Consider the following 19,937-nt stretch of genomic DNA (forward strand, 5'->3'; position numbering starts at 1 on the left):
AGAGGCCAAAGATTGCCGCTTCTCCGTCCCCCCAAGGAGCGGCGCCCCGCCCCCTCAGGGAACAGCGCAATAAGGAGGCCGGCTCATGATTTCCAGTGTTTGTGTCGATGGCAATGGGGGCGGCCGACCCGGGTCGACCGCCCCCATTTCAGCCGGTTCCGATCCGGACCGGATCGGGACACCAGCTTTGGTCAGAGCGCGCCTTGCGTCAGCGCACCCGGCCGCGCCGGAACAGGTTGATGACGGCGAGCAGGATGATCGCGCCGATGAAGGCGGTCACCAGCGTTCGCCAGTCGAACGCATCGCCGCGTAAATGGCCGCCGCCGAGGAAACCGCCGAGCAGCACCCGGCCGAGGATCGAACCGATACAGCCGACGATGATGTTGAGGAAGATGCCTTGCTGGGCATCGGTGCGCATCACGATGCTGGCGAGCCAGCCGATGATGCCGCCCATGACGAGTGCGATAATGAAATCAATCATGTTCTGACCCCCTACGATCATTATGGTGCCTGATGGAACAGGCGGGTCGATGCTAACCTAAATATCTGCAATCGCCTAGCGAAATGGCGGCGCGCGCGCGGCGGGCATCGGCGCGCTCAACGAACGCGGCCGCGCCGGACAAGATTGATGGCGGCAAGCAGCACGAGCGCCCCGACGAAGGCCCAGAGCAATCCGATCGTGTCGAAGCTCGCGAGGCTGGCTCCACTGTCGAAGAGACCGCCCAGAAAACTGCCGAGGAACGCGCCGCCGACACCGATGACGATGTTGAGGAAAATGCCCTGTTGCGCGTCGGTGCGCATGACGATGCTCGCGAGCCAGCCGATGGCACCGCCGACGATCAGGGTGACGATGAGTCCGCTCATGACCCTCCCTCTCGCGAGTCGGCCGGAGATGCGCCCGCCGCTCGGTGATGGACGGATAATGCGAGAATGGGCAGAAAGGTTCCCGGCCGCCTCCCCGAAGGGCGCGGCCGGGACAGGGGGATCAGTTCCGGTCGGGGAACTGCTCCGGGTCGCAACGACGCCGATAGGCGACCGTCGCCGACCGCGATGTGATCGCCGTCACAGGCGGACGACATTCGAAGAAGAGATCTCGCGAACGGATACCGGAACCCGATGATCGGCATCGTCTTTGCCAGCGAAGCGGATTTGCAAGCGAAGCGGAACGGGCCCGTGTCGACGCGCTCGACGAAAGACGGCCCCCGCGCGAGGCGCATGCGAAATGGGGGCCGGCATCGCTGCCAACCCCCACTATCCGTTTTCGTTCCCGCACCGCGCTCCGCGTCAGGGCGCTCCGCTCGTCTTTCGACCAGCGATCGCACCGAGGCGTCGCAACCGGTACCGAACCGATCCGGCGATGGTTCGGTCGGCCCCCTTTCGGGGGCCGGCCTCACCTGGAAAGCCCTTCATCATCTTGTCCGAGCCTCTGCCGAAGCAGTCGCTCTTCCGAAGCGATGGACTGCATTTCCTGTCCGATCGGGTCCGCCTCAACTCGTGGGAATCGCTGCGTTCCGTGACCGGGTACCGGTCGATGTCCTCGTCGGTTCTGCCCGTTTCCGTCCGGCTGGTCTTGCAACCACCCTTTGGGTTTCGGCGATCCGGCGTCTCTGTCGTCCGATGATTGGAAGCTGTCACGAACCAGCCGAACCGCCAACAGAAAAAGCGCGCAAAAGCCCCGCAAACCTTCCGCGCTTGTGGATAAGTCCGGCATTAGCAACAAGCGGATTCGCTGCAGCATTTTTGTAACAGCACCGCAGCATTTTTGGATTCAATTGCTGCAGCGCACCAAGCAAATCACGACTGCGACTCGCTTGCGCATACTATGTGAAACACATATACTGCAGCATGGACGTTGAATATGACGCCGACAAGGACAGCATAAATCGGTTCAAGCATCGGCTGCCCTTGGCTTTCGGCGAACGGATATTCGCCGATCCCGATCATGTGATCGTGCCGACGATCCGAATCGGCGATGAAGAGGAACGCTACAAGGCTATCGGACTGGTGAGCGGCAAACTGTACACCGCCGTCCATGTCTGGCGCGGTCATGTGGTGAGAATAATTTCAGTCAGGCGGAGCAATGCACGTGAACAAAGAGACTATGATAGCGATACCGGCGGACCCGAATGATCCCGAAGACCGGGACGTTTCCGTCGCCGGCCTGCAACGCGGCCTGATGGGCCGCCGCATCCGGATGCTCCGCAACCGGCTCGGCATGAGTCAGGACGAATTCGCGCGTGCCTATGGCATCCCGGTCACCAGCATCCGTCAATATGAGATCGGCCGCCACATGCCGCCTCCGGCGGTACGCGCCTATCTCAAGGTGATCGCGGCGGAGCCGGAGAGGACAAAGCGCGCGGTGGCGGGCTGATCATCGCGGGAGTTGAGCTTCCAAGCGGAGATGACCAGTTGCCATATCGATATACACGACCCGCCAACGCTTGCCGCTCTTCTCAGAAGGCACCCAAATCTGTGCATCTTCATAGCTGACGCCTGGTTCGCCGCTGATCAATATGGCATCAATCCAGCCGTCAAATTCTTCTATCGCCCTTTCTGCGTGCACGAGACGCCTTTTATTTCCGGACTTGGAGCCCCAATTATCGATCGACGATTTGTGCAATCGCGTGTCGTAGGACAGGTCGTCCCAATTCATTTGTCGTTTCCAGATCGTGATGCACACGCCCGTAGAATTTTCGGCACTCCAATCTTGCCGAACGTTTTCAAGCCGGTAGCCAAGCTCTTTGAACGCAGCGGAGTACAGCATCACGCCCGCCCCAAGTCTCCCTTCCCGACCGTACCCGACGCCATTTCGAGCATCCGGTCGAGGCTCCTCTTCGCGGCGACGCGCAGTTCCTCGTCCATCTCGATCCGCGGCTGTAGGTCGCGTAGCGCGAGGTAGAGCTTTTCCATCGTGTTGAGCGCCATATAGGGGCAGATGTTGCAGTTGCAGTTGCCGTCCGCGCCCGGCGCGCCGATGAAGCTCTTCTCGGGCAGCGCCAGTTCCATCTGGTGGATGATGTGCGGCTCGGTCGCGACGATCAGCGTGTCGCCGGGAAAGCTCTTCGCGAATTGCAGGATGCCGCTCGTCGACCCGACATAGTCGGCATGGTCGATGATGTGCGGCGGGCATTCGGGGTGCGCCGCGACCGGCGCGTCCGGATGCTGTGCCTTGAGTTTCAACAGTTCGGTCTCGCTGAACGCCTCGTGGACGATGCAGACGCCGGGCCAGAGCAGCATCTCGCGCCCGAACTTGCGGTTGAGATAGCCGCCGAGGTGACGGTCGGGGCCGAAGATGATCTTCTGCTCGGGCGGAATCTGGTCAATGATCGTCTCGGCACTCGACGAGGTGACGATGACGTCGCTCAGCGCCTTCACCGCCGCCGAGCAGTTGATGTAGGTCAGCGCGATATGGTCGGGATGCGCGGCGCGGAAGCGCGCGAACTGTTCGGGCGGGCAACTGTCTTCGAGGCTGCACCCCGCGTCCATGTCGGGCAGCACGACGATCTTTTCCGGCGACAATATCTTCGCGGTCTCGGCCATGAACTTGACGCCGCAAAAGGCGATGACGTCGGCGTCGGTATCCGCCGCCTTGCGCGACAGCTCCAGCGAATCGCCGACGAAATCGGCGAGATCCTGGATTTCGGGCTTCTGATAATAATGCGCTAGGATGACGGCGTTGCGCTCCTTGCGGAGGCGGTCGATTTCGGCGCGCAGGTCGAGGCCCGAGAGAGACTCGCGGATGGGAGCAGTCATGGCTTTTCCTTATATGGTCCTTGCCGTGGCGAACCCCCTACACCGCGACCGGTGGCAGGGCAATTCGCCGCGTCATTCGGCGAAGCGCGCGGTCACCTTGGCGTCGATCCCCGCGGCTTTCAGCGGCATCGCGAAACTCTGCTCGACCGCGGCGCGCGCGGCATTCTGCGCAAGCCGCAGCGGCGTCGCGCCCTTGGCCTGCCGGATCAGCTCTTCCTGCGCCGCCTTGCGGTTCGCGGCGTCGAGCGTCTTTTCGGCGTCGGTGAGCGTCAGCAGGATGACGCCGTCGCGATATTCGCTGATCGCGTCGATATCGATCTCGGGCCCTGCGAGGCGCAGCGGCGGCAGCGTCACGGTCAACGCGTTCGTGCTGCCGTCCCAGTCAAGGTCGGACTGGGCAAGCCGGCCGAGGTCGAGCTCGTAGCGGACGGTGCCCGGCATGATCAGCGTCTTCTTCGCCTCCAGCCCGAGCCGCGACTGCGTCGAGGTCACCACCGCGACATAGCGCGCGGTGAAGGGCACGAGGACATTCTGCTCGCGCAGCCCCTGCAGGCTGGCCGCAACGACGGTCTCGGGATCATAGCCGCGCTGCCAGTCGCGCCAGGCGGACACCGCCCACCAAGCGGCGAGCGCGAACAGCGCCGCCGCGGCGAGCAGGATCAGGCGGGGAAGCAGACGGGGTGCGGTCCGGGTCATGGGACAGTGTAATCCGAACAATCGGGCAAGGGCCGATCGGGTTCGTAATGCGCGGTCGCGGCATCGTAGCGCAGCAGCCGGTCATAGGTGCAGGCGGGATCCTCCGCGCGCACAAGGTCGGCGCGCTTCAGCTTCGTGCCGCTATTGTCGTCCGACCGGCGCGACGTGCGCGGAAAGGCGGTCGCGACGGTGCGATAGGTCAGCGAAGGGAAGACGGCATCGCCGGGGGAAGCGGCGGTGGTCAGCCCAGCGCCGAACTCATATTCGTCGTGGCACGCCTCCATCCGGTCCTTCATATCGGCTTCGGAAAAGCAGGCGCGGATCATCAGCGAGCCGTCCCAGGGCAGTTCGATCGCCTCGCCCCCCAACCGCGCCGCACCCGGCGCCGCGCCGAGTTCGAGCAGGTGAAGCTGCGACGCCGAGCCTCCACCGCCCGAATACATGCTCGTCTGCCCGCTGAGGACACCGACGAGGTAACGCGGCGCACCGCCCTCATCCTTGCCCCGGATCAGCATGGGCCACAGCGTCACCGTCTCCGCCGCGGCAAATGCGGGCAGCGGCAGCGAAGCGGATGCGGAACCGGGCGATACGACGCGCAGCACGGCTTCACTCGTATCGCCGTCTTCGACCGGAGGAACCTCCAGGCACAGGCTATGGTCGGGCAGGCATTGGCTTGCCCCTTCGCCCGCTACCAGCGCGACGACCGGGTCGGACGCGGGCGCGGTGGTTCCCGCGGCAGCAGCCAGAATCAGCGACAATATCATGCAAGCTCCCATTGCTCTTCGCGGGCGCGGACGATTCCCCGCGCCTTCAGGTCGAGCAGGTGCGCCAGCACCGAACGGCCGGCCGCACCCGTCAGGCGCGGATCAAGCCCCTTGTACATATGGCTCACCATGACCGGGATCACAGCCGCCCCTTTTTCGAGTTCGCGCAAGATCTGCCGTTCGCGCTGGCGGCGATGACCGAGCATCCCGCGCACGAGCTGCCGGGGCTTGCTCACCGCGGGGCCGTGGGCGGGATAATAGACACGGTCGTCGCGGTCGTAGAGCTTTTGCAGGCTTGCCATATAGGCCGCCATGTCGCCGTCGGGCGGACTGACGACACTGGTCGACCAGGCCATGACATGGTCGCCGGTGAATAGCGCACTGCTTTCGACCAGGGCGAAGCAGAGGTGGTTCGACGTATGTCCCGGCGTTGCGACGGCTTCGAGCGTCCAACCATCACCCGATACCCGCTCACCGTCGGCGAGCACGCGGTCGGGAGCATAATTCGGATCAAAGGCGGAGTCGGCGCGCGGGCCGTCGTCCGAAAGCGCAAGCGGCGCGCAGCCGATGATCGGCGCCCCGGTCGCCTCCTTGAGCGGCGCGGCGGCAGGGCTATGGTCGCGGTGCGTATGGGTGCAGAGGATCGCGGCGACGCGCTGGCCTTCCACGGCACGCAGAATCGCGTCGACATGCCCCGCGCCATGGGCGTCGGGCGGATCACCGATGCTCATCCCCGACCCCGTCGGACCGGGATCGATCACCGCAACGTCGCTGCCCGCGCCGACGATCCAGGTCTGGGTCCCGGTGAAGGTATAGGGCGACGGGTTGGGCGCGAGCACGCGGCGCACCAGCGGTTCGTGCTGCTCGCACTCGCCGGCGCGGATCGTGTCGGGCCAGGGCTTGTCTTCGCTCATCCACCCCATGTGGCATCGCACCCGTGAAAGGAAAAGAGCGCGGGGGCGAAAAAGCGTCGGGCCGAGGGTTTCCAGCAAGGTGACCCGCCTCGTCATTGCGAGCGAAGCAAAGCAATGATGGGGTCATGTCGAGAACGAGAGAAAGGGAGCGGTCCATCCCGCTCCCTTTCCCCGCCCCTGCCGCGACCCTACCGGGGACGAGGGTCGGCGGCGAAGCTGGCGGGCCGCAAGCGTCGGCTCGCGGCCCGATCTGCTATTTGTCGGCTTTCTCGGTCTCGGCGATCGCCTTGTCGAGGTCGGCGGCGACCTTGGCGCGCATGCTTTCCGAAAGCGACCGCGCCGCCTCGCCGCGCGCGAAGCTGTCGCGCGCCTTGCGGAGCGCCGAGAGCCGCGCCGCCCTGCTTTCCGCCGTATCGCCGCAGCGGATCATGACCACCCGGCTGTGCGTGCCGCCGTCCTTTTCGTCCCGATCGACGATCGGCGCCGGGGCCGCACCATTACCGCAATGCGCGACAGCCATCGCGCGGCCATCGCTCGCGCTCCAGCCCGTCGCGGGTATGGGCGGCATAGGCGGCATCGGGGGAATCGGTGCGAAGGCGGTGGTGAAGCGCGCCTTGCGCTTCGCCTCGAGCTTGTCGGCGATCTCATCGGCCTGCGCACCGGTGACGCCCTGTTCCTTGAGCGTCGCGATGATGTCGTCGCGCGACAGGCTGCCCGGCATCGAAAATTCCAGGCGGCGCGCCTGGGGCGCCGCGCCGTCGCTCGTCTCGCTACGCTCGCGGATCACCATGCGATGCACTTGGTGCTTCTTGCCGTCGCCGGCCGTGCCGTCGCCCTGTCCATCCTCCTGCGAGGTAAAGATCATCAGGCCATGTCCTTCGGGAGCAGCGGGCGCTTCGGGCGGCAACGGCGCTTCCGGCGGCAGCGGCGCTTCGGGGACGGCAGGCGGCTCCGGCGGCGCGGGAGTATCCAGATCTTGCGTTCCGGCGCTGGCGGCGCTCGCCGGCACCAGCGTCGCGGTCGCCGCGAGTACGCCGAGCGCCGCGCCGCCGACCAGCAACTTGCCGACCAGACCGCGCTTTTTCGAAATATCGTCTCTCGTGAGCATCGTCAGCCTCTCCTGCAAATTGTCGTGAACCGCCATCGGCGCCGCGAGCGACAACCGCGAGCCGACCGCCGCCTTGGCGATCGCGGTAGCGTAGCGGGCCGTGCGAAGACCCCTGGGAGCATCATCCGCCATCGTCAGCACGCGCGCGTCGCACGCCGCTTCCTGATCGAAGCGGAAGGCGCGGATCGCCCGCCAGGCGAAGGGATTGAACCACTGCGCCGAAAGCAGCAGCAGCGCACCGGCGTTGGCCCAAAGGTCGCCGTGGCGATGATGCGCCAGTTCGTGATCGATCGCGAGCGCGCGTTCCTCGGCGACATAGCGCGCGAAGAAATCCTGCGGCACCGCGACGAAGCGCCGCCACAGGCCGAAGGCGACCGGGCCGTCGACCGCGCCGGTCATGATCAGGCGGATCTTGCCGAGCGGTTCGAGTTCGACCGCACCGTCCAGCACCGCGTCCCGAAAGCGCCGATGCGCCGCCCAGGCCGAAATCAGCACGAAGAGAGCGCCAATTGCCCACAGGATGAAAATCAACGGCAGCGCGTCGGCAAGCGCCCAGGTGGAACCCGAGGGGGCGACCGCCACAGCGGGCGTTCCCGCCGCACGGGCCGCTTCGACCATCTCGATCAGCACCACATCGGCCGGAACCGTCGGCGTCGCCGCAACCGTCACCGGGTCGGCGAAGGGCAGCGGCGGCAGGATCAGCCGCAATGCCGGCACCAGCCACAGCGCATAGGTCAGATGCGGCCCGAAATGCCGCGCAAAGGGCTTGCGGATCAGCAGCACCGTCAGGACGAGCAGCGCGGTGGCGATCATCGTGTCGCCCCACGCCTGAAGGATCATCGCGCCGCTCATGACTTGAGCTTCCGCAGCAAGGCCTCGATCTCGGCGATGTCGGTGTCCGACAGCGCCTCGCGCTCGGCGAGATGCGCGATCAGCGGGCTGACGCGGCCGCCGAACAGGCGGTCGACGAAGCGCTGCGATTCCTCGCCGACCGCTTCGGCGCGGTCGATCGCGGGGCGATAGAGATAGCGGCGCCCATCGGCCTCGGCCGTCACCGCGCCTTTCTGGACGAGCCGCGCGAGCAAGGTCTTGACCGTCGCTTGCGTCCATCCGTTGATCGTGCCGATCCGCCGGGTCAGGTCGGCGGCGGTCTGCGGGGCCTCGTCCCACAGCGCCGACAGCACCTGCATCTCCGACTCGCTTGCTCGCTCCGCCATATCGGAACCCCTCCCTTGCTGGCGCCTGTTCGCAATACGACTACAAGTGTAGTCATTCGGCTGAACGCCGGCTGAACGAAGCGAACGCCTATGTGTCGGGATTTTTGACACCCCCATCCATCGGTAAGACATCGCTAACCAGCGTCTCGCGCCCGAAACGGCGAAGGCGGCGAATTGGCACGGGGCTTGTATGGTATCCGATGTTCCCGAGTGTTCCGCTCAATGGAGCGGTGGGGGGCATCGGTCTGGTCCCTGATGCCCCCTGCCCCCACCGGGACAACCCCACTTACCCCCGAAGCAGACGGGGGGCGGAGCGGCCGTCAGGCCCCGCCCCCCGGACGCTCTTCCGCCATCAGCCAAAAGTGAAGGCAAAGGCCTGAACGCCGGGGTCCAGAAATTCGATCTGGAAGGTCCGATCGCGCGGCGCCTGTTGGCGCACGAGTTGATAGAGCCGCTGCCCGGTCACCACGCCATTCCCCTGCGCATCGGTGTCGAGACCGTGATCAGCGCCCGGCGCCTTGCCGTCGATCGTCACTCGAAACCGCACCGGCTTCTTCGCATCGGCGGCGCCGAGAACGAGGTGCAGATCGCGGCCGCGAAAGCGGAAGGCGATGCGCGCACCGGATGCGGCCGACACCGCATGTTCGCCGCCGACGATCCACGCGCCGCCGAGCGCCCAGTCGTTGCGCTTCACGAGCATGGGCAGCGCATAATCATGCCGCGCATCGCGCGCGAACCCGCCCGGCGAAACGAAATTCGCGGCGCGGGCGTAACCGACATAGGTTTCGGGCGAACGATCCTTGCGCGAGCTTTCGGCCTCGCCGACGCCGGTCGCAGCGACCTCGACCGCGTCCATCGTGCCGACCGCACCGCCGTTTTCGGCGATCAGCCGCTGGATGATCCGTTCGGACTCGGCATAATGGCCTTCGCCGAAGCGCGCCGCGCGGATGCGCCCCTTGGCGTCGATGAAATAATGCGCGGGCCAATATTTATTGTCGAAGCCGCGCCAGATCGCATAGCGATTGTCGAGCGCGACCGGGTAAGTGATGCCAAGGTCGGCGATCGCCTTGCGCACATTGGCGGGGTCGCGCTCGAAGGCGAATTCGGGGGTATGGACCCCGATCACCACCAGCCCCTTGTCGCGATATTTCGCCTCCCAAGCCTTCACATAGGGCAGCGTCCGGAGGCAGTTGATGCACGAATAGGTCCAGAAATCGATCAGCACGACCTTGCCGCGCAGTTCCTCGGCAGCGAGCGGCGGCGAATTGAGCCAGCCTGTTGCGCCCGCGAGCGACGGGAACACTCCCTTGTCGGCCAGCATATCGTCGCCGGGCATCGCCTTCGGCATCGCGCCGTCGGGGTGCAGCCGGTCGAGCAGCGACTGTTCGAAGCGCGCGGTGCTCGCGAGCGACAGGCGCGTGAGCAGCCCGGTATCGAGGCCGAGGCCGATCGCGACCACCCCCGCCAGCACCGCCGCGCCCAGCCCCCGGCGCAGCCATTCGCTGGCGCGGATCGAGCGCTTCATCGCCGCGAACACCCGTCCGCCGACGAGCAGCGCCAGCGCAAGCGAGGTCGCCGCACCGAGCGCATAGGCGAGCAGCAGCAGCGACGTCGCGGCGCTCGCGCCGTTCAGCGCAGCGCCGGTCAGCAGCAACCCGAGCACCGGCCCCGCGCACGGCGCCCAGAGCAATCCGGTCGCAAACCCCAGCAGCAGCGAGGAGAGGAAGGTCGAGCGCGCTGAACCCGCGGCGTTCTGCGACAACCGGGCGCCGAGCGCGACTAGCGGCCGCGTCGCGCGGTCGGCAAGCGACGGAAAGAGCAGCAGCAGCCCGAACAAGCCGAGAATGACGAGCGCGGCGATGCGCCCGTATGCATTCGCCTGCACGACCCAGCCGCCGCCCACCACCGCCAGCGTCGCGACCCCCGCAAAAGTGATCGCCATCCCGATCAGGAGGGGCAAGCCGCTGCGCACGAAGGGCTGATCGGCGCGCGCGAAGACGAAAGGCAGCACCGGCAGGATGCACGGGCTGACGATGGTCAGCGCGCCGCCGAGATAGGCCAGTAGGAAAAGGATCACGCGCCACGCCTCACATGCTTCGACCGGAGATATGTTCCAGATACGAAGCCGGGCGTCGAGACGTTACAATCGACGCCGTCGCCCCCGCGCAGGCGGGGGCCGCTGGCGGCATGGCGCCGCCCATTTTGGAATCGTCATTGCGAGCGCAGCGAAGCAATCCAGAATGTGCGTAAACCGCTCTGGATTGCTTCGCTGCGCTCGCAATGACGAAGGATGCCAATCACATTTGGCTAAAGCTTCCAGCGGCCCCCGCCTGCGCGGGGGCGACGGGATGAGTTCTACTCCGCCCGCGTCGGAACGCCGTCCATCAACTGGTGCAGTTCGCCGGCTTCCCACATCTCCATCATGATGTCGCTGCCGCCGATGAATTCGCCCTTCACATAGAGCTGGGGGATCGTCGGCCAGTCGGAAAATTCCTTGATCCCCTGACGGACCTCCATGTCCTGCAGCACATCGACGGTGTCATATTCGATGCCGAGCCGGTCGAGCATCGCGATCGCGCGCGACGAAAAGCCGCATTGGGGAAACAGCGGCGTGCCCTTCATGAACAGCAGGACGGGGTGGTCGGCGACCAGCTTGGCAATGCGGTCGTGCGTGGCGGGGTCGCTCATATCAAGTCTCCGGTGGCGCGGGTGCGCCGAAAAGGGTTCGCGTCTCGCCCCTATGAAGGAACGGCGGTGGTCAATTGCAAGGCATGAAGTTCGCCGCCCATGCGTCCGCCGAGCGCGGCATAGACCGCCTTGTGCTGCGCGACGCGGGTCAGCCCGCGAAAGGATTCGCTGACGACATGCGCCGAATAATGCTCGTTATCGCCCGCCAGATCGGTGATCGTCACCACCGCGCCCGGAAGCGCCGCCGCGATCATCGCCTTCAGATCATCTTCGCGCATTCCCATCGGACCAGCCTCAATTCTCGCTGTCGATGAACTGGCGGCGCGCCTCGGCCGCCTTTTCGTTGAGCGCGGCACGAATTTCGGCATCGCTGATCTCGACCTGCGCGGCGGTCAGATCGCCCGCGAGCTTGCGGATCACATCCTCGTCACCCGCTTCCTCGAAATCGGCCTGCACCACCGCCTTCGCATAGGCGTCGGTCTCTTCGGGGGTCAGGCTCATGCGTTCGGCGGCCCATTCGCCGATCAGCCGGTTGCGGCGCGCGATGATACGGAACTGCACGTCCTGGTCGCGTGCGAATTTCGCTTCATGGGCCCGTTCACGATCGTCGAATGCGCTCATCTTGTCCTCTTCAATGGGAAAATCTCCCCTCCAGATAGGTCGCCCCGTGCCGGCGCGCAAGGCGGCTGTGCGGCAGATCACTTCCCTTTTGCAGGCGAAGGGTTTAGGGTCCGCGGCGACGGGAATGGGTCGTACCGCAGCGTATAGACTGCGCCATGCCCCCGACATCGCAGGCATGGCGCGTCGAAGCTCGTCTTTGGGGGATTGGTGATGACCGTTCGACGTCCGTTTTTCGTGCCGATTCTGGCTGCGCTCGTCACAGGCGTATCGTCCCCCGCGCTGGCGCAGCCCGACGACCCGACTCTTCGCGACAGTTTCTCGATCGGCGATCAGGGCGGCGCGCTCTGCGAGGTGCAGGCGACGGTGCGCGATTCAGTGATCAAGGGCATGTTCGACCGCGCCTGGGTGATCGTCTGCCGCGACGCCAGCCAGCCCGTCGGCTATGTCCGCACGTTGCGCGCCGGCGCCGACGAGGCCCGCGCCCGCATCGAGACGGGCCGCACCGGAGCCATCGCCTGCGCCGCCGACGGCACCTGCACGGTCAAGGACAGCGATGTCGCGTGGCAGACGCGGATCGAGGCCGTCGGCAACACCGCCTATACGGTCGAGGGTTTCGCCGCCTATGGCGACGCGCTGAACCTCGCCCTCGAATCGATCCGGCACAGGAAGATCGCGTCGGGGCAGATCAAGGTCGCGACAACCTCCATCGGCGGCGGCGACGGTTTCGCGCGGACGCTCGCCGGAACCATCGACGTCGACAAGGCGCTGGCCGAGGGCTATCGCCGCAACCATAGCGGCGACTACGCCGAAGCCGCCGAATTTTTCGAAGCGCTGTCGCTTCGCACCGAAGGCGACCAGGCGGCGGCCGGCATCGATCCGACCGAATTCACGCTCAACCGCGCGCTTCAACGCTCGAATCTCGGCGAATTCGCGGAAGCCGACCGCCTGTTCGCGGAGGTCGAGGCGATCCCGACGAGCGACCCGGTGCAGCTTCGCCTCCGCCGCAATTTCCGCGCGATCCACGCGCTCAATCAGCGCGATTACGACGGCGCCGCAGCGCTGCTCGAAACGCCGATCCCGCCGCTGACCAACGAAGTCCAGGTAGAGGGGAGCGCGGTGACGCTCACGCCCCAGATCGTCGCCGGGGTCAACAGCGGTGCCAATGCGCGCGCGGTGCGCCAGGCGGGCGACCGCGAACGGCTGACTCCGACCGAACGCGCGCAGATCATCGACGCGCAGGCGGTTCACCTGCTCGGCACGGTCGAACGGCTGCGCGGTGATGCGAAGGCGGCGAAAGCGGCGCAGATCAAGGGGCTCGCCGACGCGCTCGCGGTGCGCGAAGGGCGCGTGACCTCGATCGTCCGGCTGCGCTCGCAGATGCTCGGCGAGCTCGCGCTTGCCGAAGAGGCGCTTGGCGACAAGGACGCCGCCGACGCGCGCTTCCAGGAATCGATCGGCGCGCTTGCGGTCGAATATCCGGAAACCAACGCGCTCGCATCGGCGCGCGCGCGCTATGCCGCCTTCCTCACCCGGCAAGGCGAGGACGACAAGGCGCTCGCCATCTATCATGATGTCGTCGCGGCGCTCGCCGGTTCGCAGCGCTCGACTACGGGCATGGCGAATATGATGGCGCCCTATTACCGCTTGCTCGCCAGCCGCGCCGCGACCGATCCCAAGGCCGCAGGCGACTTTTTCGTCGCCAGCCAGCTCCAGGTCCGCCCCGGCGTCGCCGACACGCAGGCGCTTCTCGCGCGCGAATTGTCGGCGGGCAGCGACGACGGCGCGCGCCTGTTCCGTCAGGCGACGACGCTGAACCGCGATGTCGAGCGCGCGCGGATCGAGGATGCGCGGCTCGCGCAAATGCCCGAAACGGCCGAGGTCAATGCGATGCGCGCCGACCTCAAGATCCAACTCGACAATCTGTCGTTCCAGCAGGCCGAAACCGTCACCAAGCTGGCCGCCTATCCGCAATATCGCGTCGTCGCGCCGGGCAAGCTCGACCTTGCCGAACTGCAACAGGTGCTGCGTCCCGACGAAGCCTATCTGAAGATGCTTGTCGTCGGCGATTCGGTCTATGCGATGCTGATCGGCCCGGGCGACGCGACCTTGTGGCGCAGCGACATCAGCGCGCAGGGGCTCGAAAACGCGGTCGACACGATCCGCTCGACCATCTCCATCGTCGAGAATGGCAAGCGCGTCACCTATCCCTTCGACGCAGCCACGGCGCGCAAACTCTATACCCAGCTCTTCGGCCCCGTCGCCGATCGGCTGCCGAGCGTCCCGCACCTGATCTTCGAGCCCGACGGCGCGATGCTGCGGTTGCCGGTCAACCTGCTCATCACCTCGGACACCGGGCTCGCGGCCTATGAACAGCGCCTGGCCGACCCGAACGCCGACGCGTTCGACATGCGCGGCATCGCCTGGCTCGGCCGGTCGACGCGGCCGAGCACCGCGGTGTCGGCTCTGTCGTTCCGCAACGCGCGGCAGACGGCGCCCTCCGACGCCAAGCACGAATATTTCGGTCTCGGCGAAAATCTGCCGGTGCGGGGCGGCGTCCTGCCGTCGCTGGGCACCCGCGGCGCGGCCGGCGGCGGCGTCGACGGAAGCTGCCAGTGGGACGTCAGCCAGTGGAGCCGGCCGATCTCCGCCGCCGAACTCGTCACCGCGAGCAGCACGATGGACCGCGGCGCCGCGACGCTGCTGACCGGCGGCGCCTTCACCGACACGGCGGTCAAGAGCCGCGGCGACCTGTCCGATTATCGCATCATCCACTTCGCGACGCATGGGCTCGTCACCGCACCGCGCCCCTCCTGCCCGGCGCGGCCCGCACTCGTCACCTCGTTCGGTGATCAGGATTCGGACGGCCTGCTGACCTTCCAGGAGATTTTCGACCTGAAGATCAACGCCGACCTCGTCATCCTGTCGGCGTGCGACACCGCGGGCGCCGCGACCGTCGCGGCGACGCGCGAGGCAGGCGTCGCAAGCGGCGGCGGCAACGCGCTCGACGGGCTGGTGCGCAGCTTCATCGGCGCCGGCGGGCGTTCGGTGATCGCCAGCCATTGGCCCGCGCCCGACGATTTCGACGCGACCAAGCGGCTGATCGGCGGCCTGTTCACGGCGCGGCAGGGCGAAAGCATCGCCGATGCGCTGTGGACGAGCGAGATGCAGCTCATGGACGACAAGCGCACCTCGCACCCCTATTATTGGGCGGGCTTCGCGATCATCGGCGACGGCGGCCAGCCGCTGCTCCACGGCGCCACGGCCACGGCGCAAACGGAAGGGGCCGCGGGCCGCTCGGCCCTCTGATCTGATGGCGACGGCGACCACCGATCTCGCGCCGGGGGAGGCGCGCCCCGCGGCCGTTCCGCTACGCAAGCGCGTCCGCCGGCTGGTGATGCAGCTTGGTCCGTCGCGCATGGCGGCGACGATCCTGTTCCTGATCGTCGCGATCCTGTTCGCGCGGCTGAGCTGGCAGATGCCGCTCGTCGGCGACGCCGAACGCGCGCTTTACGACGCGCGCGCGACGCTGATGGCGCCGCATGTCGGACAGGACAAGCGCATCGTCATGGTGACCTATGACGACGAGACGCTGTTCAACACCGGCATCCGCTCGCCGCTCGACCGCACCTATCTGGCGAACGCGCTCGCCAATCTCGATCAGATGAGCCCGAAAGCGATCGGCATCGATATCGTCTTCGACTCGCCGCGCCCCGACGATGCTCTGCTGAAGGCGCAGCTTCGGGCGATGAAAACTCCGACATGGCTCGCCTATGCCGAGCAGGCGAGCAATCCGAACACCATTTTCTATGAACAGCAGAAATATCTCGAATCCTATCTGGCCGAGGTGACGACGGCCAGGACCAAGCCGACAAGCGTGCTGTTCCGGACCGACAGCGACGGCGTGATCCGCAACTGGCCGGACCGGCCGAAGAATCTGCCGCCGCTGATGGCGAATGCGCTTGCCCCGGTCGATCCCGCGCACGCCAATTTTCAAGGCAATATCCGCTTCCTCGTGCCCGCGCGCGTCACCAAGGGACAGGAAGAGCCTGTCTTTTCCAAGATTCCGATCGACACCTTTGCCGCGCCGATGGACGCCGATACGCGCGCGGCCTTTGCGGAGATGATCCGGGGCCGCTATGTGCTGATCGGCGGCAATGTGATCGACAACGACCAGTTCAACACGCCGCTCAGCCGCTTCACCGATCCCATCACCGGGCTGCATGAAACGATGATCGGGCTGGAAGTCCACGCGCATATGCTGGCGCAGCAGCTCGACAAGGACTGGTCCAATCCGCTGCCCGGCCCGGCGCTCTGGGTGCTGGCGGTCCTCGTGGTACTCGCGGGCGGGCTCACCAGCCTCATCGATATGCGCGCACGCTGGGTCGCGCTCGCTTTCCTCGGCCAGATGGCCTTCTTCGCCGCTTTCCCCTTCTGGCTGCAGGGCCACCATGTCGACACCACTACCCTTCCCGCCTTTGGCTGGGCGATCGGCTGGCTGTTCGGCTATGCCGGGGTCGGCACCGCCGCGCGCACGATCGGGTCGCGCCAGCGCGCCTTCGCGCAGTCGGCGCTCGGCAAATATCTGCCCGCCGACATCGCGGCGCAGATCATGCGCGACCCCGACCAGCTCTCGCTCCACGGCGAGCGGCGCAATATCTATTGCATCTTCACCGACCTCGAAGGCTTCACCAAATTGAGCCATGCTACGACACCGGAAACGGTCGCGCGCCTGCTCAACGAATATCTCGACCGCCTGTCGGACATCGTGCTCGATCATGGCGGAACCATCGACAAGTTCGTCGGCGACGCGGTTGTCGCCTTCTGGGGAGCGCCAATCAGCCGGGCGGACGATGGCGAAAAGGCCGCCGCCGCGGCGGTCGCCATGTATCAGGCGGGCGAGGCCTTCCGGGTCGACCTGGCAGCCGAGGACGTGCCGCCGATCGGCATGACCCGTGTCGGCCTGCACGTCGGCGACGCCATCGTCGGCAATTTCGGCGGCGAGGGGCGCATCCAATATACCGCGCTCGGCGACAGCATGAACACGGCATCGCGGCTCGAATCGGCGAACAAGAGCCTGAAGACCGGCGTCCTCTTTTCGGCCGAAGCCGCTGAACGCGCGGGCCGCGACGATCTGGTGCCGATGGGCCGCGTCACGTTGCGCGGCCGGGCACAGCCGGTCGACGTGCTGACACCCCGCCCCGACCTGTCGCCCGAACAGCGCGCGCGCATCGCGGCGCTTGTCGCGGCGCACGCCGTGGGCGATAAAAAAGCCTATGTGACCGCCGCCACAGCATTGCGGCAGGAGTTCGGTAAGGATTCCTCCATCATGTTCCTGATCGAACGCCTGAACGAGACCGAAAAGGGAGAAAGCTATGTCCTTTCCTGATGTTCCGATGCGGCGCATCGGCCTGACCGCCGCTGCCGCCATCGCCGTGGTCGCCTTTGCCGGCACCGCCGCCGCGCAGTCGATGGTCGTGCGCTCGACGGGGCCTTCCGCCGGCAAATATCCGACCGGCACCAAGCTCAAGTCGACCGACCGGCTGACGCTCGTCTCGGGCGACAAGATCGTTCTCATGCAGGCGGGCAAGACGCGCACGCTGTCAGGGCCCGGCACCTTCGGCGCGACCGGCACCATCCAGGCCAGCCAGTCGATGGGTGCAACGGTGACGCGGATGCTGTCGACCGGCCCCACGATGCGGTCGCGTGGCGGATTTTCACGCGGTGCGGACGAACCCCCGCCGGTCGACGTTCGCGCCCCGAACCTGTGGCTGGTCGACTTTCGCGAAGGCGGCACCTTCTGCGTCGCCGACCCCGCGCGGCTGACGCTGTGGCGGCCGAACATGGACACCGACCAGCTTTTGAAGATCGAGCAGGACGGCAAGGAAGAGACGGTCGCGATCGTCGCCGGCGCGAATTTCCGCAAATGGCCGACCGAGGCGATGCCCCTGCAATATGGGGTCGACTACCGTCTCTCCGGCGCGGGTCTGGCGAAACCGGTCACCATCCGCTTCACGCCGATGGGACCGCTGCCCGACAGCGCCGAAAGCTCGGTCGACATGCTGATGGCAAAGGGCTGCACGCCGCAACTCGACCGGCTGGTCAGCGCGATGTCCGACAGCGAAACAACGGGTGGTTAATGCGAAAGGGCGGGCATTGAACCCGCCCTGCCCATCTGATAATAGTGCGAAAAAGCTGCCATAAAGAAAAGCGGCAAAGTCCTTTCCTTGGGTCGAAAATTCGCACTGCCGGGCAACCGGCGGGGCATGAGCTATGGGTGCGCGCGGCATGACGTGCGCACAGGTGCGCAAGGGGTAGGGATGACGGGCATGGGGGTTCTGGAGCTTGGCGGAAACGCGCGGTCCGCGCGCGATCGAATCCGCAAGACGATTTATAAAACAGGCGCTTGCTCGGCGGGATTGGTCGCGCTGAGCGTGCCGCTGGCGGCGCAGGCCCAGGTCGCGCCCCCGGCCGCGTCGTCGGTACCGACACGCGAGGAAATCCAGCGCCCCGCCCTGCCCCCCGCGACGCCGCCGGGCGAACGGGTGATCGCGGCCGACGACAGCATCGAACGCGCCCCCTGTCCGCTCGCCAATCCCGAATTCGCCGATGTCATGGTGACCGTGCGCGAGGTGCAATTCTCGGGCGGCGAAGGCATCGACACGTCGATGCTGGGCGAAAGCTGGCACGACAAGGTCGGACAGAAACTGCCGGTCGCGGTGGTTTGCGACATCCGCGACCGCGCCGCCACGATGCTCCGCGCCCGAGGTTATCTCGCCGCGGTGCGCGTGCCGCCGCAGACAATCGACGACGGCGTCATCAAGCTCGACATATTGTCCGCGCGGATGACGCGGGTCGAGGTGCGCGGCGACGCCGGCGCGAATGAAGGCCTGCTTCAGCGCTATCTGTCGCGGCTCGACGATCAGCCGGTGTTCAACATCGCCGAGGCCGAACGTTATCTGCTCCTCGCCCGCGATATCCCCGGCCTCGACGCACGGCTGACGCTGCGCCCCGGTGCGGTGCCCGGCGAAGTGGTCGGCGAGGTCACGGTGGTCCGCACCCCCGCCGTCTTCGATTTCAACGCCCAGAATTTCGGTTCGAAGGATGTCGGCCGCTGGGGCGGAATCGCGCGCGCGCGTATCGCCGGCCTGACCGGCATGGGCGACCTGACCACGGTCAGCTTCTATGCGACGCCCGATTTCGACGAACAGAATGTGCTCCAGCTCGCGCATGAATTTCGCGTCGGCGGCGAAGGGCTGCGTTTCGGCGCGAGTTACACCTACGCTTGGACCCGCCCCGACATCACCGGCTTCCCGGTCAAGTCGAACACCCAGATCGTCAGCCTGTTCGCTTCCTATCCGCTCGTCCTGACGCAGGCGCGGCGCGTGACGCTGGGCGGCGGGCTCGACATCATCGACCAGGACATCAAGCTCGGCCCGCTGCCGCTCAACCGCGACCGCATCCGGGTGCTGAACCTGCGCGCCGACGCGGGCTGGATCGACCCGGCGTCGATCGCGGGCAAGAACGGCTACAGCCCATCGGAGCCGCGCTGGTCGCTCGGCGCCTCGATCGAGGCGCGGCAGGGACTGAATGCCCTTGGCGCCAGCGACGATTGCGGCCCCGGCGGGGCGGCCTGTTTCCTGCCCGGCGCGATCCCGCTGACCCGCATCGAGGCGAAGCCCGACGCCTTCCTCGTCCGCGCCAGCGCGCAGGCCGAATGGCGGCCCGCGAAATCCTTTACGCTGGCGGTCGCGCCGCGCGCGCAATGGGCCAGCGATCCGCTCGTCGCCTATGAGGAATTTTCGGGAGGCAATTTCACCGTCGGCCGCGGCTTCGACCCCGGCACGGTGATCGGGGACAGCGGCGTCGCGGTGTCGGCGGAGGCGCGCTACGGCTCGTTCATCCCCGGCAACACAAAAAGTTTCGCGGTCCAGCCGTTCGTCTTTTTCGACGCCGCGTGGGTGTGGAACAAGGACAGCAGCTTCAACGGGCTCAATCCGCAAAAACTCTATTCGGCCGGCGGCGGCCTGCGCCTTGCCTATGGCAATCTCGGCCGCCTCGACATGACGCTGGCCGTGCCGCTCAACAAGGGCGGCTTTCTGGCCGAGCGGCCCGATCCGCGTTTCCTGGTATCGCTCACCACCCAGTTCGGCGTGAAGGCGCGCTGAGCCATGACCTT

The 19,937-nt window shown here is 66.3% G+C and carries 19 protein-coding genes; 6 read left to right on the plus strand and 13 right to left on the minus strand.

What is annotated here, in order from left to right; all coding sequences use genetic code 11:
* Window positions 1-208 precede the first annotated feature (208 nt).
* Both ACVENA_RS13070 and ACVENA_RS13075 read right to left on the minus strand, forming a co-directional pair.
* Complete coding sequence (locus tag ACVENA_RS13070; protein ID WP_257543578.1) at window positions 209-481, minus strand: GlsB/YeaQ/YmgE family stress response membrane protein; 273 nt, start codon at window positions 479-481, stop codon at window positions 209-211.
* A 116-nt stretch (window positions 482-597) separates the two neighbouring features.
* Window positions 598-864 carry a GlsB/YeaQ/YmgE family stress response membrane protein gene (locus ACVENA_RS13075; RefSeq protein ID WP_449325717.1) on the minus strand — a complete coding sequence of 89 codons (267 nt, stop codon included), beginning with the start codon at window positions 862-864 and terminating at the stop codon, window positions 598-600.
* A gap of 981 nt (window positions 865-1,845) precedes the next feature.
* Between ACVENA_RS13075 and ACVENA_RS13080 the strand changes: the two genes are divergently transcribed.
* Both ACVENA_RS13080 and ACVENA_RS13085 read left to right on the plus strand, forming a co-directional pair.
* A complete protein-coding gene (locus ACVENA_RS13080; RefSeq protein WP_449325718.1) occupies window positions 1,846-2,130 on the plus strand; it encodes a BrnT family toxin in 285 nt (94 codons plus the stop codon).
* Between the two features lie 46 nt (window positions 2,131-2,176).
* Window positions 2,177-2,371 carry a helix-turn-helix domain-containing protein gene (locus ACVENA_RS13085; RefSeq protein ID WP_449325719.1) on the plus strand — a complete coding sequence of 65 codons (195 nt, stop codon included), beginning with the start codon at window positions 2,177-2,179 and terminating at the stop codon, window positions 2,369-2,371.
* On the opposite strand, the gene ACVENA_RS13090 is transcribed toward ACVENA_RS13085, so the two are convergent.
* From ACVENA_RS13090 to ACVENA_RS13140, 11 genes are all read right to left on the minus strand, one after another.
* Window positions 2,372-2,764: a hypothetical protein gene (locus ACVENA_RS13090; protein ID WP_449325720.1), complete on the minus strand. Its 393-nt coding sequence runs from the start codon at window positions 2,762-2,764 to the stop codon at window positions 2,372-2,374.
* On the minus strand, window positions 2,764-3,753 hold the full coding sequence (nadA, locus tag ACVENA_RS13095; protein WP_449325721.1) for a quinolinate synthase NadA: 990 nt from the start codon (window positions 3,751-3,753) through the stop codon (window positions 2,764-2,766). The genes ACVENA_RS13090 and nadA overlap by 1 nt, the downstream gene beginning before the upstream one ends.
* 72 nt (window positions 3,754-3,825) lie before the next feature.
* Window positions 3,826-4,449, minus strand: coding sequence for a DUF4230 domain-containing protein (locus tag ACVENA_RS13100; RefSeq protein WP_449325722.1), 624 nt, complete (start codon window positions 4,447-4,449; stop codon window positions 3,826-3,828).
* Complete coding sequence (locus ACVENA_RS13105; RefSeq protein WP_449325723.1) at window positions 4,446-5,213, minus strand: hypothetical protein; 768 nt, start codon at window positions 5,211-5,213, stop codon at window positions 4,446-4,448. The genes ACVENA_RS13100 and ACVENA_RS13105 overlap by 4 nt, the downstream gene beginning before the upstream one ends.
* Window positions 5,210-6,127 (minus strand): MBL fold metallo-hydrolase, encoded by a 918-nt coding sequence (locus ACVENA_RS13110; RefSeq protein ID WP_449325724.1) that lies wholly within the window; start codon window positions 6,125-6,127, stop codon window positions 5,210-5,212. Before ACVENA_RS13110 ends, ACVENA_RS13105 begins: the two co-directional genes overlap by 4 nt.
* A 253-nt stretch (window positions 6,128-6,380) precedes the next feature.
* Window positions 6,381-8,087, minus strand: a complete 1,707-nt coding sequence (locus ACVENA_RS13115; RefSeq protein ID WP_449325725.1) for a M56 family metallopeptidase — start codon at window positions 8,085-8,087, stop codon at window positions 6,381-6,383.
* Window positions 8,084-8,452 (minus strand): BlaI/MecI/CopY family transcriptional regulator, encoded by a 369-nt coding sequence (locus ACVENA_RS13120; protein ID WP_257543599.1) that lies wholly within the window; start codon window positions 8,450-8,452, stop codon window positions 8,084-8,086. Before ACVENA_RS13120 ends, ACVENA_RS13115 begins: the two co-directional genes overlap by 4 nt.
* A gap of 352 nt (window positions 8,453-8,804) precedes the next feature.
* Window positions 8,805-10,529, minus strand: coding sequence for a cytochrome c biogenesis protein DipZ (locus ACVENA_RS13125; RefSeq protein ID WP_449325726.1), 1,725 nt, complete (start codon window positions 10,527-10,529; stop codon window positions 8,805-8,807).
* Between the two features lie 278 nt (window positions 10,530-10,807).
* On the minus strand, window positions 10,808-11,140 hold the full coding sequence (gene grxD / locus ACVENA_RS13130; protein WP_257543603.1) for a Grx4 family monothiol glutaredoxin: 333 nt from the start codon (window positions 11,138-11,140) through the stop codon (window positions 10,808-10,810).
* Window positions 11,141-11,190: 50 nt separating this feature from the next.
* A complete protein-coding gene (locus ACVENA_RS13135) occupies window positions 11,191-11,424 on the minus strand; it encodes a BolA/IbaG family iron-sulfur metabolism protein (protein ID WP_257543605.1) in 234 nt (77 codons plus the stop codon).
* A gap of 10 nt (window positions 11,425-11,434) precedes the next feature.
* Window positions 11,435-11,761: a DUF1476 domain-containing protein gene (locus ACVENA_RS13140; protein WP_257543608.1), complete on the minus strand. Its 327-nt coding sequence runs from the start codon at window positions 11,759-11,761 to the stop codon at window positions 11,435-11,437.
* Window positions 11,762-11,971: 210 nt separating this feature from the next.
* Here ACVENA_RS13140 and ACVENA_RS13145 point away from each other — a divergent pair, with 210 nt between their 5' ends.
* From ACVENA_RS13145 to ACVENA_RS13160, 4 genes are all read left to right on the plus strand, one after another.
* The gene (locus tag ACVENA_RS13145; RefSeq protein WP_449325727.1) at window positions 11,972-15,067 is read left to right on the plus strand and encodes a CHAT domain-containing protein; all 3,096 of its coding nucleotides are present in this window, start codon (window positions 11,972-11,974) and stop codon (window positions 15,065-15,067) included.
* Between the two features lie 4 nt (window positions 15,068-15,071).
* Window positions 15,072-17,147: a CHASE2 domain-containing protein gene (locus tag ACVENA_RS13150; RefSeq protein WP_449325728.1), complete on the plus strand. Its 2,076-nt coding sequence runs from the start codon at window positions 15,072-15,074 to the stop codon at window positions 17,145-17,147.
* On the plus strand, window positions 17,134-17,898 hold the full coding sequence (locus ACVENA_RS13155) for a hypothetical protein (protein ID WP_449325729.1): 765 nt from the start codon (window positions 17,134-17,136) through the stop codon (window positions 17,896-17,898). The genes ACVENA_RS13150 and ACVENA_RS13155 overlap by 14 nt, the downstream gene beginning before the upstream one ends.
* Before the next feature lie 279 nt (window positions 17,899-18,177).
* Entirely contained in the window at window positions 18,178-19,926 is a 1,749-nt protein-coding gene (locus ACVENA_RS13160; protein ID WP_449325730.1) for a ShlB/FhaC/HecB family hemolysin secretion/activation protein, read from the plus strand.
* Window positions 19,927-19,937 lie beyond the last annotated feature (11 nt).

The sequence above is a fragment of the Sphingopyxis sp. 550A genome, from assembly GCF_053569535.1.

Bases quoted from the DNA above. Each gene is read 5' to 3' on its own strand.
- ACVENA_RS13085 (WP_449325719.1), top strand. From the start codon at position 2,177: ATGGGCCGCCGCATCCGGATGCTCCGCAACCGGCTCGGCATGAGTCAG.
- ACVENA_RS13105 (WP_449325723.1), bottom strand. From the start codon at position 5,213: ATGATATTGTCGCTGATTCTGGCTGCTGCCGCGGGAACCACCGCGCCC.
- ACVENA_RS13135 (WP_257543605.1), bottom strand. From the start codon at position 11,424: ATGGGAATGCGCGAAGATGATCTGAAGGCGATGATCGCGGCGGCGCTT.
- ACVENA_RS13070 (WP_257543578.1), bottom strand. From the start codon at position 481: ATGATTGATTTCATTATCGCACTCGTCATGGGCGGCATCATCGGCTGG.
- ACVENA_RS13155 (WP_449325729.1), top strand. From the start codon at position 17,134: ATGTCCTTTCCTGATGTTCCGATGCGGCGCATCGGCCTGACCGCCGCT.
- ACVENA_RS13145 (WP_449325727.1), top strand. From the start codon at position 11,972: ATGACCGTTCGACGTCCGTTTTTCGTGCCGATTCTGGCTGCGCTCGTC.
- ACVENA_RS13110 (WP_449325724.1), bottom strand. From the start codon at position 6,127: ATGAGCGAAGACAAGCCCTGGCCCGACACGATCCGCGCCGGCGAGTGC.
- grxD (WP_257543603.1), bottom strand. From the start codon at position 11,140: ATGAGCGACCCCGCCACGCACGACCGCATTGCCAAGCTGGTCGCCGAC.
- ACVENA_RS13150 (WP_449325728.1), top strand. From the start codon at position 15,072: ATGGCGACGGCGACCACCGATCTCGCGCCGGGGGAGGCGCGCCCCGCG.
- ACVENA_RS13075 (WP_449325717.1), bottom strand. From the start codon at position 864: ATGAGCGGACTCATCGTCACCCTGATCGTCGGCGGTGCCATCGGCTGG.
- ACVENA_RS13090 (WP_449325720.1), bottom strand. From the start codon at position 2,764: ATGCTGTACTCCGCTGCGTTCAAAGAGCTTGGCTACCGGCTTGAAAAC.
- nadA (WP_449325721.1), bottom strand. From the start codon at position 3,753: ATGACTGCTCCCATCCGCGAGTCTCTCTCGGGCCTCGACCTGCGCGCC.
- ACVENA_RS13100 (WP_449325722.1), bottom strand. From the start codon at position 4,449: ATGACCCGGACCGCACCCCGTCTGCTTCCCCGCCTGATCCTGCTCGCC.
- ACVENA_RS13140 (WP_257543608.1), bottom strand. From the start codon at position 11,761: ATGAGCGCATTCGACGATCGTGAACGGGCCCATGAAGCGAAATTCGCA.
- ACVENA_RS13080 (WP_449325718.1), top strand. From the start codon at position 1,846: ATGGACGTTGAATATGACGCCGACAAGGACAGCATAAATCGGTTCAAG.
- ACVENA_RS13115 (WP_449325725.1), bottom strand. From the start codon at position 8,087: ATGAGCGGCGCGATGATCCTTCAGGCGTGGGGCGACACGATGATCGCC.
- ACVENA_RS13120 (WP_257543599.1), bottom strand. From the start codon at position 8,452: ATGGCGGAGCGAGCAAGCGAGTCGGAGATGCAGGTGCTGTCGGCGCTG.